Source organism: [Limnothrix rosea] IAM M-220 (assembly GCF_001904615.1).
Taxonomy (GTDB): Bacteria; Cyanobacteriota; Cyanobacteriia; order Cyanobacteriales; family MRBY01; genus MRBY01.
Genome location: NZ_MRBY01000019.1, coordinates 59,506 through 72,134, shown reverse-complemented (window position 1 = coordinate 72,134; position 12,629 = coordinate 59,506). Strand labels below are relative to the sequence as shown.

6 protein-coding genes and 1 pseudogene are annotated in these 12,629 nt (G+C 46.9%); 5 read left to right on the top strand and 2 right to left on the bottom strand.

Annotated features, from left to right (window positions below; genetic code table 11):
- The first annotated feature begins 509 nt into the window (after positions 1–509).
- From NIES208_RS09495 to glmM, 4 genes and pseudogenes are all read left to right on the top strand, one after another.
- Positions 510–689: a hypothetical protein gene (locus NIES208_RS09495; protein WP_075892079.1), complete on the top strand. Its 180-nt coding sequence runs from the start codon at positions 510–512 to the stop codon at positions 687–689.
- A gap of 290 nt (positions 690–979) precedes the next feature.
- On the top strand, positions 980–1,756 hold the full coding sequence (locus tag NIES208_RS09490) for a DNA/RNA non-specific endonuclease (protein ID WP_075892090.1): 777 nt from the start codon (positions 980–982) through the stop codon (positions 1,754–1,756).
- Between the two features lie 56 nt (positions 1,757–1,812).
- Entirely contained in the window at positions 1,813–2,037 is a 225-nt protein-coding gene (locus NIES208_RS09485; RefSeq protein ID WP_075892077.1) for an indolepyruvate ferredoxin oxidoreductase subunit alpha, read from the top strand.
- 230 nt (positions 2,038–2,267) lie between these two features.
- Positions 2,268–3,635: pseudogene (glmM, locus tag NIES208_RS09480) on the top strand (phosphoglucosamine mutase); the annotation flags it as partial.
- A 152-nt stretch (positions 3,636–3,787) separates the two neighbouring features.
- On the opposite strand, the gene NIES208_RS09475 reads toward glmM, so the two are convergent.
- Positions 3,788–4,984, bottom strand: a complete 1,197-nt coding sequence (locus NIES208_RS09475) for a phosphoglycerate kinase (protein ID WP_075892088.1) — start codon at positions 4,982–4,984, stop codon at positions 3,788–3,790.
- Positions 4,985–5,143: 159 nt separating this feature from the next.
- Between NIES208_RS09475 and NIES208_RS09470 the strand changes: the two genes are divergently transcribed.
- Positions 5,144–5,545: a universal stress protein gene (locus NIES208_RS09470; RefSeq protein ID WP_075892073.1), complete on the top strand. Its 402-nt coding sequence runs from the start codon at positions 5,144–5,146 to the stop codon at positions 5,543–5,545.
- Positions 5,546–5,844: 299 nt separating this feature from the next.
- Here the strand turns inward: NIES208_RS09470 and NIES208_RS09465 are convergent, their stop codons facing one another.
- Positions 5,845–12,429 (bottom strand): SdrD B-like domain-containing protein, encoded by a 6,585-nt coding sequence (locus NIES208_RS09465; protein ID WP_075892071.1) that lies wholly within the window; start codon positions 12,427–12,429, stop codon positions 5,845–5,847.
- Positions 12,430–12,629 lie beyond the last annotated feature (200 nt).

The following is a 12,629-nucleotide window of genomic DNA, read 5'->3' as shown; positions in this document are numbered from 1 at the left end:
TCTCGCTCTCCCATTCACCGCGTCCTATTTCCGAGCATGCTTAAGCAAAACTCACGTTACTTAACCCGCACTGACGTAAAGTCAAGACATCTGATAGGCCTTAAAGCCTTGTTCTGTAAGGAGTTAACCCGTTAAACCCCGACTAATCTTGCTAGCTTTGGCTATACGGGGAAATTTTGTCTCTTGCTGGTACTCGGTAGCTGGCAACTGAATGGCAAAGAGCCTCTTTATCCTCTTGTAGCTCAAACTGATTAATTTAGCCTCAAATGCAATCGGAGCAAAGGTTACCGCATATGGTGATGGCTTTTTCTTGTCATCTTTTCACTATGGTTGTGACAGCGATCGCCTTCCTTGGGAGATCCAGATATCTCGCGCTAGGGGGTAACGATCAAACAAGCCATTGATAAACTACGCCAATTAGCGTAGATGCTATCACAGAATTTTTCGGTGAAGGCGAACATACTTAAGACAGAGCAACCAACCCCATCTTTAATCAGGAGTAATGCTTTATGTCCTTCGCCATAGTAGAAAAAACAAACCTAAACAAACAAATTGTCGCCCCAAATATTGACGACTTGATGAGCCAAAGTCTTTGGCCGAGTGATGGATACGATGCTCAGGTGACCTATATTCAGAATTTGCTGGTAAAGCTCGAATCCGGTGAAACCATGATGAATACTGCTGCATAATCATTTTTTTTCTCAATTTTTTGCTAACGGAGTTTTTTGTCATGGTCAGTCTAGGTCTTTTCATTTCGATTATTTCTCTCTCTGTCGCTTGTGTTGTCCAAGAACTCCATGCCTCTAAGTCTTCTAAGTCATAGATATGGCTAGTTGGTTGTGTTTGTTTTAATCAATAGGCGTAGAGTCTCAATGCCTCAAACTTAGCCTTGCTTGGGTTTCGGCCTATTATTCGGCGATCGCCTCATCATTTATCCTAAAGTTCTCTAAACTTGGTCTGTTTTCTCTCCATCAAAACCATGCCAGTCTTTCACAATGTTTCCTTCGGTAACTATGCTGTGGCGATCGCCGGACTCTTTTTAGTACAAAGCTGTGGCATATTGACTTTAAGCAAGACCGGTTTTTGTCCCACCCATTTACCCTTGGGAGTGCCGGAAGGAACACCAGCAACCAATGATTTAATTTGTCGCGATATCTACGCCCTCAGCAGTAACGACGACACGAAATTTGCTGATTGGGTGGCCTATCGCCTCGATCCGAGCAACCTAGAATACACGGGCGAAACGAAACGAGTTTGGCAAGCTGATCCAGATATCGATCCAGAAGAAACCTTAGAACCCGATGATTATAAGGGAGCCCACGACGCTTTAAAAACAGATCGCGGTCATCTTGCACCGTTAGGCAGTTTTCGTGGCAAGAACTGGCAACAGGTCAATTATCTCAGTAATATTACACCCCAAAACTCCAAGCTCAACCGAGGCGAATGGCGGGAATTGGAGGAATATGTGCGAGAACTGGTTCAGGAAAAGCAAGAAGTTTATATCATCACAGGTACGTTCTATAACGACGCATTACCGATGCCTGCACTCCCCGGAGCCGATGAACCCCACCAAATTCCGTCGGGCTATTGGAAAATCGTGATGTACGACAATGTGATGGAAACCTATCTTTTCCCGCAGGAGTTTGATACAAAACTTGCTTTTCGGGATGCAGAAACCAGTTTGGCTGAAATCGAATCTTATAGTGGTTTAAATTTCGCGTTTTTAGGCGATCGCTACACAGAGATTGATTTTTAAGGAAAAAATCGGTTACAACCAGTAACATAACGCACTAAATTTTTGAGGAAAAAACCTTGCCCCACTCTATTGTTACCGATGTCTGTGAAGGCGTATCTGATTGCGTAGAAGCTTGCCCTGTTGCTTGTATCCATGATGGCCCCGGCAAAAATCAAAAAGGGACAGATTGGTATTGGATTGATTTTGATGTCTGCATTGACTGCGGTATTTGTTTGCAGGTATGTCCCGTGGAAGGTGCGATTATCCCAGAAGAAAATAACGAATTACAACGTACTCCGTAGCGCTACGGTGGGGTGATGATGTGTCATTATCAAATCCTCACCAAAAGATTACAAAATATAGTCAATCTGCCTGCTTTTTCCCGAAATTCTCCCTAAACCCCTCGAATAGAGATGCTATCTTTGTGTCTATATCTTGTGAGGAATGCTTGCCCATGATGACTATGCCAGAGGGAGGACACCCCCTAAGCCGTATGCTGGCGGACTATCCCCCAGCTGCTCTACGTTGTGATTTACCGGAAGGATCGTTATTCGGCACGGATGGCATTCGGGGTAAAGCAGGTGATCTGTTGACTGCTCCTTTTGCTTTGCAGGTTGGGTTTTGGGCGGGACAAATTCTTCAAGAACTGGCTCAACGGCAGGCTCCAGTCATCATTGGTCAGGACTCGCGTAATTCTAGTGATATGCTCGCCACGGCGATCGCCGCCGGATTGACCGCATCAGGCTTAGAAGTGTGGCATGTGGGTTTATGTCCGACCCCTTGTGTGTCTTATCTCGCGCGCACTACCGAGGCGATCGGCGGCATCATGATTTCCGCTAGCCACAATCCCCCTGAGGACAATGGCATCAAATTTTTTGGTGACCAGGGCACAAAACTCCTTAAAAATCTCAGCGCCAAAATTGAGGCAGGTCTACGGGGACAACGCCCAGAAATTTTTAATCTAAATACTCCCAATTGCGGCCGGTATCAACATCAAGCGACGCTAACGCAACAGTATCGTGACGCTGTTTTTTGTACATTACCAGCCGGATTTTCCCTCACAGGGATGAAAGTTGTCTTAGATTTGGCTTGGGGGGCTTCCGTTAACCTTGCCCCAGAACTGTTTACGGCCAGTGGTGCAGAGGTCATTGCCCTCCATCATCAACCCGATGGCAACAAAATCAATGTCAATTGCGGTTCGACCCACATTGCCCAATTGCAAGCTGCGATGGCTGCCCACGGTGCAGATCTTGGGTTTGCTTTTGATGGTGATGCGGATCGGGTGATCGCGGTCGATAATATTGGCCGCATTATCGATGGTGACTATATTCTGTATCTCTGGGGCAAACAGCTGATGAATGCTGGAAAATTACCCCAAAACCTCATCGTCGGTACCGTTATGGCCAATCTCGGCTTTGAAAGGGCATGGGAAAAGCTCGGCGGTAAGCTTTTGCGTACCAATGTCGGCGACCAAAACGTTCAAGCAGCGATGTGGGAAACAGGAGCAATGCTCGGCGGCGAACAGTCCGGTCATATCATTTGCCACCACCACAGTGTTTCTGGTGATGGCACACAGGCAGCTCTACATCTGGCTCACTTGGTTAAAGAGGCGAATATCCCTCTGAGTGAACTCATTGACCAGAGTTTCCAAACCTATCCACAATTGCTTAAAAATGTGCGGGTCGACGACCGCGATCGCCGTCTAAATTGGCAGAAGTGTGAGGTACTGCAAAACGAAATTGTCAAAGCTGAAACCGCGATGGGTGAGAAAGGTCGTGTTTTGGTGCGAGCTTCCGGTACAGAACCAGTCATTCGCGTAATGGTAGAAGCGGAAGAACAATATTTAGCAGACTATTGGACGCAACAATTGGTAAATGTTGTCCAAGCTAATTTCACCTAAAACCTTGTTCCACGAAAATTTGCGTAAATTGGGAAGGTAGAATGCCTTCCTTTTTTGTTGGGCGATCGCCGTTAAAAAGCTCCCTTTACGAACGTAAAAGGAGCCTAAGGTTCTTGAATTAAACTTTATTCGTCAATACAAGAGTCAAAGATTTATGCTTCGTCTAGTGCAACGATACCGGGAAGCTCTTTGCCTTCGAGAAGTTCAAGACTTGCACCACCACCAGTGGAGATGTGGCTCATCTTCTCTGCAACACCGACTTTCTCCACCGCTGCAACGGAGTCACCACCACCGATGATGGTTACTGTGCCAGATGCAGTGAGACCAGCCAAAGAGTTGGCGATCGCCTCAGTACCGACAGCAAACTTATCAAATTCAAATACACCCATGGGGCCATTCCAAATGGCAGTGCCACAGCTATTGAGCACATCTTGGAAGACCTTCACAGAGTCAGCACCAATGTCCAAACCCATCCAGCCATCAGGAATTTCACTAACGCTAACAGTCTTAGCATTGGCATCAGGCGCGAAGTTATCCGCAACCACAACATCAGTTGGTAGAACGATCTTGCCATCAGCCTTTTCTAACAAAGACTTCGCGAGGTCAACCTTATCCTCTTCTACGAGAGAAGAACCAACAGAAAGACCTTGAGCCTTGTAGAAAGTGAAGATCATGCCGCCGCCGATGAGGAGCTTATCGCACTTTTCGAGGAGAGTCTCGATCACGCCGATTTTGCTGGAAACCTTAGAACCACCAACGATCGCCACCAAAGGACGCTTAGGCGCTTCAATCGCACCCTTAAGGAACTTCAACTCTTTTTCGATGAGCAGACCAGCAACAGAAGTATCCACATGGTGAGTTACACCTTCGGTAGAACCGTGGGCGCGGTGGGCAGTACCGAATGCATCGTTAACGTAAATGTCTGCATTCGCCGCAAGAGCCTTGGCAAACTCAGGATCGTTCTTCTCTTCGCCAGGATTAAAACGAAGATTTTCAAGGAGAGCAACTTGACCATTCCCTAACCCAGAAACAGCCGTAGAAACAGACTCACCAATGCAGTCATCGCACTTTACAACATCTTGACCGAGAAGCTCGGAAAGACGTGCTGCAACGGGCGTTAAACGCATGGATTCTTTCACTTCACCTTTGGGGCGACCCATGTGGCTGCCGAGGACAACCTTTGCACCTTTTTCTGTGAGGTATTTAATAGTAGGCAATGCTGCGCGGATCCGAGTATCATCGGTAATCTTGCCGCTATCGTCGAGGGGAACATTGAAGTCTACCCGTACAAAAACCTTCTTTCCTTCCAAGTCACTTTGCGTGAGATTGGCAACAGTTTTCTTAGCCACTACTAAGAGCCTCCGATTTAATTGCTTTTTATAAAGTTCTGTCATCTTCTCTTCAGAAGAAGAGCCCTTTTCCTTCAGAATTAAACTAGAGTTCAGTTTCCGAAACAAGTATCTCCAAGCAGATCTTACTGGAGCTATGTCTAGGAGGTAGGTTTACTTATGTTTAAAACGATTCTTTTTCCGATTGATCAAAGTCGCGAAGCACGCGATGCTGCAGAAACGGTGGTAAATCTTGTGAAAGCGTTCCAGAGCCGTCTTGTGCTTTTGTCGGTGGTGGAGCCGCCGGAGTCTGGTGAGACAAATGTGATGAACTCTGAGGACGCTGTCGCTAAATTGCTACAGGGGGCGCATGATTTATTCGAAAAGGCTGGCATTGAGGCTGACACCATTGAACGGGAAGGGATGCCGTCCTTTACCATCTGCGATGTTGCTGATGAAATTGAAGCGGATCTCATTGTGATGGGTTGTCGAGGTATGGGGCTAACCCAAGATGGTGCGGCAGAGAGTGTCACCAGTAAAGTCACTAACCTTTCGCCTTGTCCTGTTTTAGTTGTGCCCTAAGTTACTCACAAGAGCTATGGTCAAAGCCAATCAGTTTAGGACGACACAGGCGGGGATTTGTGAAATTTTCGCGAAGTAAACGAAATTTTTTAAAAAATCCTCCACTTTTAAACCCCAAGGTTTGTGTACTCATCTTGCTAGCTTTAGTTATAGAACTACGGGGTGATTTGACAGATAGATAAAAAAAGGCCGTCTCCTCGAAATTTAGGGAAACGGCTTTTTTATTGTGATTATTTTTTGGGGGTTTAGAGGAGATCGCGGCGATCGCCCCTAAATCTTCAACTTAAATCAGAGTTAATTTAAACAAGGATGAGGTCGTTTTGAACACCAGCTTCAGCAGCCGAGATGGTATCAGAAGCAACAATCTTCACATAGTCGAAGCGTCCGAATTCACCACCATCCTTAGTGGCAGCAAGCTTAATGATGTCGCCAGTACCAAGGTGAACATCGTCAAGTACATACTGCGCTTGGTTGCTATCAGAAACGTAGTTAGAACCAAGGTGTTGATCCCAAACCCAAGACGCTTCTACATGGCCATCGATGGAGACAGTGGCATGGCTATGGCCATCATTTTCATCGAAGTAACCGACAATGATGTCATAAGTACCCGTCAAGCCGTCAAACTCTTGGGTTGCGTAACCCCAAGAAGAGGTGAGCTGAATTACGTCGTAGCCATTGATGTGCTTTTCCTTGTAGTTGCAGAGGTGCATATCGCCCACTTCATAGTGAATCGGGTCAATCACAGGCTCAGGATTGGTGTAGCCACTCTGGTCGCTATCGCTGACACCACCTGCTGTCACAGTTGCGGTGTTGATATAGTCACCAATGATGGTTTCACCAGCCACTTCAACGTTGAGCTTTTCTAGCTTGAAGGAATCATTGCTACCGCCAGTGAACGCAGAGATAACAACTGTATTACCAGTCATATCTGTAAAGTCTGCCCAGCGATCGCCACCATGGTTAACATGGTTGTCTTGCTTCGTGAAGCTATTGAGGATACTGCTATCGAGATGGGTAATATCACCAGCGCGATCGCCAACCCAGATACTGACATCACTATCGTGACCAACATATTTGAGGAAAGCCTTATCAACAACAACACTCTCGTCAAACTCTAGGAGGATATAGTCGAGGCTGCCGCCATTGTCCACACGGTGAGAAGAACCACCTTCGTACTTGTTTGTGACGCCAAGACCACCATTGTAGGAACCCAAGTAAGCCTTATTCCAGTCGCTAAAGTGCTTGTTGCTGCTGAAGGCACTGGCTTCAACATCAACGCCACCAGCAGAGAAGTTACGAATGTTGCCTAAGTGCCCAGTTGTAGAGCTGTTACCACCGAAGTAGAACGTTACGTCCTCAGATGCAGTTGTGACACTCAAATCTTCCGCTGTGAGACCCTCAGAAGTGTAAATCCAAGTTTCACCAGCACTGAGGATGCCATCACCGCCAACATCACTCGAAGCGACAAGCGTTGCAGTAAAGTCGTCGCTAGTATCACCAACTGTGCCGTTGTCATCAATGACCTCAACATCAGATTGTGCGAAGGCAACATTACCCGTGTTAGTCACTTTGTAGGTGAAGGTGACAGCAGAGCCAGCCGCGATTTCAGGAAGATTATTGAAATCAACATCGATACCATTCGTGAATTTCTCAATATCAATGCCAGGATCTGGTGCGAATTCAGGGTTGGTATAACCACTATCATCACTATCACTCACATTACCCGCAGTAACAGTGGCAGTGTTGATGTAGTCACCGATAGTCGTCTCACCCGCAACATCAACATTCAGCTTCTTCAACTTAAAGAGGTCATCGCGGTCATGGGGATTGTCGATGCTAGGAGCAATGATCAAAGTATTGCCAGACAACTCAGAACCGTTGAAGTTCGCCCAGCGTGCGCTGTCACGGCCGCCGTTGCCACCGTTGTTGTTCTCGCTAAAGAAGCCGTCGAGAAGAGTATCACTTAAAGCCGTAATATCTCCGCTGCGATCGCCGATCCAGATCGAAATATCACTATCACAGTCAATGTAAGCAAGGAAAGCCTTATCAACCACGACATCTTGATCAAACTCAAAGAGGATGTAATCAGTCCAACCTTGGTTTTCCACAGCATGGGAACCATCACCATCACTATTTTTGACCCCTAAACCATGGCCATACTTGCCAAGGAAACCATCTCGCCAAACACCATGGCCGTCACGGCTGAAGGCACTAACATCAACAACAACGCCATCCTTACTAAAGGTACGAACATTACCGTAAGAAGAACCAGAGTTGATAGAAGAGTCAGTGAAGTTGAAAGTTACATCTTTAGAGGTTGTTGTTGTGCTTAAGTCTTGAGCCACTTGAACCTCAGACGTGTAGATCCAAGTTTCACCAGCACTGAGAATACCATCGCCGCCAACATCACTAGACTCGACAAGTGTTGCAGTGAAGTCATCACTTGTGTCGCCAGCAGTACCGTTATCATCAGTAACCACAACTTCCGCAGCAGTAAAAGCAACATTGCCAGTATTCGTTACCTCATACGTGAAAGTAACAGCAGAACCAGCGACAATTTCAGGCAGGTTACTGAAATCAACATCAATGCCGTTCGTGAACTTCTCGATATCAATGCCGGGCTCAGGCGTAACCTCAGGATTGACATAATTAGCCGCATCTTCGTCACTTACACCGCCAGCAGTGACAGAACCAATATTGGTGTAGAGACCCGGACTACTTTCAAAGCTGTCAAAATCAAGACCTGAAACAGCACCACTACCGACGAGGTCGATCACAATCTTTGAAACACCACTGTTATCAATAGTGACCGTTTGAAGACTGCCATCACCCGGAGCAGGAATACTAGTCGTATCAATTAGATTGCCGTTGCTGTCATAGGCAAATACTTGACCGCCAGCTTCTTCAATATCAACGAAGCTAATGCTATTGATATCAACCGCAGAAGCAAATTCAAAAATGAGTTCGCCACCATGTGCCTCATCATCAGGGTCAGAAGAATCACCATCCTCCGAGATGATCAGGATGTTACCTTCCGTCGCCGTTGCCAGGTCACCATCGCCACCAGTGGGATTAGCACTATCAAAGATCATGGCTTGACCAGATCCACTAGTCGCCGAAATAGTAACGCCTAAATCCGTGTACTCAGTATCAATAACTGTTCCAGCAGATAGTGCGTTGCCCGCACCGTCATTATCAAAGTCAATAACATTATTAACTGTTGCGCCAGAACTCAAGTCTTGAGCAGGAAGGGTCTTGGTATATTTCCAAGTTTCACCAACATCAAGGAAATTGTTCTGGTTCGCATCACCGACATTAAAGCCGCCGGAGAGAACCTGATCCGGATTGAAGTCATCGCTAGTGTCGCTAGCCGTACCATTGTCATCAGTGACAATCACATCAGCGCCAGCAAAAGCGGCATTACCAGTGTTCGTGACATCGTAGGTAAAGACAGCATCATCACCTGCTGCGATCTCAACTGCTAAATCTGCCGTATCAGCATCTTCGCCATTTACGAATTTCTCAATGTCAATACCGGGATCCTTCTCAATCAAACCAGCATCAATAGTGAGATTACTTTCTCCGGGAGCAAGAGTAACAATGTCAGTCATGCCGTTGGTGGGGTCAGCATCAGAATCTACTGCATCGTTGCCGCCTTGGTTTGCTACGGTGAAACCGAGGAAGTCATCAGCATTAACCGCAGTGGAAGCATCAAAAGTGACCTTGTACTCTTCACCGGGATTGAGGTCATCAAAGAGATACTCACCATTGGCATCAGTAGTGGTAACTTCAGTCGTGTCATCAGCAGTGCCGACAATACCATCAGCGCCGCCGCCAGTGAGGGTAACCGTTACGCCTTCAACACCTGCTTCGCCAGCATCTTGGATACCATCAGCATCAGAATCAACGAAGACCTTATCACCAAGGGAAGCAGTCTTGAGAACTAGACCAGCATCAATAGTGAGATTCTCTTCACCGGGAGCAAGAGTGACAATGTCAGTCATGCCGTTGGTGGGGTCAGCATCAGAATCGAGAGCATCATCACCAGCATCTTGTGTCGTGAAGCCAGCAAAGTCATCAGCATTAACCGCAGTGGAAGCATCGAAAGTGACCTTGTACTCTTCACCGGGATTAAGGTCATCGAAGAGGTAGTTACCATTGGCATCAGTAGTGGTGACTTCAGTCGTGTCATCAGCAGTGCCGACAATACCATCAGCGCCACCGCCAGTGAGCGTAACCGTTACGCCTTCAACACCTGCTTCGCCAGCATCTTGAATCCCATCGCGATCGCCGTCAACGAAAACCTTATCACCGAGGGAAGCGGTTTTTTGAACAAGACCCGCATCAATAGTGAGATTCTCTTCACCGGGAGCAAGAGTGACAATGTCAGTCATGCCGTTGGTGGGGTCAGCATCAGAATCGAGAGCATCATCACCAGCATTAGCTGTGGTGAAACCAGCGAAGTCATCAGCATTGACCGCAGTGGAAGCATCAAAAGTGACTTTGTACTCTTCACCGGGATTGAGGTCATCAAAGAGATACTCACCATTGGCATCAGTAGTGGTGACTTCAGCAGTGTCATCAGCAGTGCCGACAATACCATCAGCGCCGCCACCAGTGAGCGTAACCGTTACGCCTTCAACACCGGCTTCGCCAGCATCTTGAATCCCATCGCGATCGCCGTCAACGAAGACCTTATCACCAAGGGAAGCGGTTTTTTGAACAAGACCCGCATCAATAGTGAGATTCTCTTCACCGGGAGCAAGAGTAACAATGTCAGTCATGCCAGTGGTGGGGTCAGCATCAGAATCTAATGCATCATCACCAGCATCTTGGGTGGTAAAGCCAGCAAAGTCATCAGCATTAACCGCAGTGGAAGCATCAAAAGTGACCTTGTACTCTTCACCGGGATTAAGGTCATCAAAGAGATACTCACCATTAGCATCAGTAGTGGTGACTTCAGTGGTGTCATCAGCAGTGCCGATAATACCGTCAGCGCCACCGCCAGTGAGCGTAACCGTTACGCCTTCAACACCTGCTTCGCCAGCATCTTGAATCCCATCAGCATCAGAATCAACGAAGACCTTATCACCAAGGGAAGCAGTCTTGAGAACTAGACCAGCATCAATAGTGAGATTCTCTTCACCGGGAGCGAGAGTAACAATGTCAGTCATGCCGTTGGTGGGGTCAGCATCAGAATCGAGAGCATCATCACCAGCATCTTGTGTCGTGAAGCCAGCAAAGTCATCAGCATTGACCGCAGTGGAAGCATCGAAGGTTACTTTGTACTCTTCACCGGGATTAAGGTCATCGAAGAGGTAGTTACCATTGGCATCAGTAGTGGTGACTTCAGTCGTGTCATCAGCAGTGCCGATAATACCGTCAGCGCCACCGCCAGTGAGCGTAACCGTTACGCCTTCAACACCTGCTTCGCCAGCATCTTGAATCCCATCAGCATCAGAATCAACGAAGACCTTATCACCAAGGGAAGCAGTCTTGAGAACTAGACCAGCATCAATAGTGAGATTCTCTTCACCGGGAGCGAGAGTAACAATGTCAGTCATGCCGTTGGTGGGGTCAGCATCAGAATCGAGAGCATCATCACCAGCATCTTGTGTCGTGAAGCCAGCAAAGTCATCAGCATTAACCGCAGTGGAAGCATCGAAAGTGACCTTGTACTCTTCACCGGGATTGAGGTCATCAAAGAGATACTCACCATTGGCATCAGTAGTGGTGACTTCAGTGGTGTCATCAGCAGTGCCGATAATACCGTCAGCGCCACCGCCAGTGAGCGTAACCGTTACGCCTTCAACACCTGCTTCGCCAGCATCTTGAATCCCATCAGCATCAGAATCAACGAAGACCTTGTCGCCGAGGGAAGCAGTCTTAAAGAAGCCTGCATCAAGCGTTGGATTAGAATCACCGCCCTCAAGAGAAATGACATCCGTCATTAAGCCATTGTTGGGGTCAGCATCAGAATCGGCAGCATCATCACCGCCAGCATCCACAGGACTAATGCCATCAAAACCATCCGGCTGAATAAACTGAACTTTATAGTCCCCAGGAACAACTTCAAATTCGTACTTGCCGTCAGCATCGGTCGTTGTTGTTGCGATGACAGTACCATCAGGAGCTAAAAGATTTACCGTTGCACCAGCAATGCCTGACTCACCAGCATCTTGAACACCGTCAACATCATTGTCTTCAAAAACAAAGTCTCCCAGTTTTGCGAGTTCTACTTCAGTGATAATGGTCTGAAATGTCGGAATTCCGTCTACACTGATTTGCTCTTGAGGTACGAGAATGACTGCCACTCTACCGATGACTGAATCACCAAAAATATTGGTGTAATCAAAGCTTGGAACGAATCCTTCACCATTGGCTTGGGCGAGGCTGACGATTTCGTCTACTCGTGCTTGATTAAAGTCAGGTGTGGCAAAGGTTGGTAGTGTGCCGTCTAGTAGAGTCCAAACAGCGACTTGGACATCATCTGAGGAAAAGGCACTACCGATTCCGGATGTTTCACCTTCAAAATTTTGATTGATGATCCAGTTGATCAAATCTAGATTATCGGGATTCTCAATAACCGCTTCTCCAGATGTTGGTGTCGTGGTGAGAGAGCTGATGAGTGGGTCGTAACTGGAATAAACTTCTGCTGTGTAAGGAACAGTGACATTGGGCCTAGAGTCAATACCTCTATCTGCGTCGATACAGTATGCATCAAAGGTTTGACCAATTTTAAAGAGGTTGTTGCCTCCGGAAACATTAATTACATCAAGGTCAAAGAAACTAGAGTCGGCACTGTTGCCACGGTCTTGATCGAGATCAAAGGTGATGCTATCGGGGAGAGAGAAACTGAGAGATTGTAAAAGACTATCAGACATGACTGGTTCAGAATAACTGGATACTAGATGAGAGCTGCAAACTTCAGGAGTGACTTCGGTTGAGCGAGGAAAATAATAATGTCAGTGATAGAAAACGATCTAGAAGCAGTGAACTGGAATGATAAGTTGCTTAGATCGGGTTCTCAGGAAAGAAAAGGTTTAAAAAGGATGCTTGATAAATTTTGGAGGAAGCCCTGATA

Bases quoted from the DNA above. Each gene is read 5' to 3' on its own strand.
- NIES208_RS09495 (WP_075892079.1), top strand. From the start codon at position 510: ATGTCCTTCGCCATAGTAGAAAAAACAAACCTAAACAAACAAATTGTC.
- NIES208_RS09465 (WP_075892071.1), bottom strand. From the start codon at position 12,429: ATGTCTGATAGTCTTTTACAATCTCTCAGTTTCTCTCTCCCCGATAGC.
- NIES208_RS09470 (WP_075892073.1), top strand. From the start codon at position 5,144: ATGTTTAAAACGATTCTTTTTCCGATTGATCAAAGTCGCGAAGCACGC.
- NIES208_RS09490 (WP_075892090.1), top strand. From the start codon at position 980: ATGCCAGTCTTTCACAATGTTTCCTTCGGTAACTATGCTGTGGCGATC.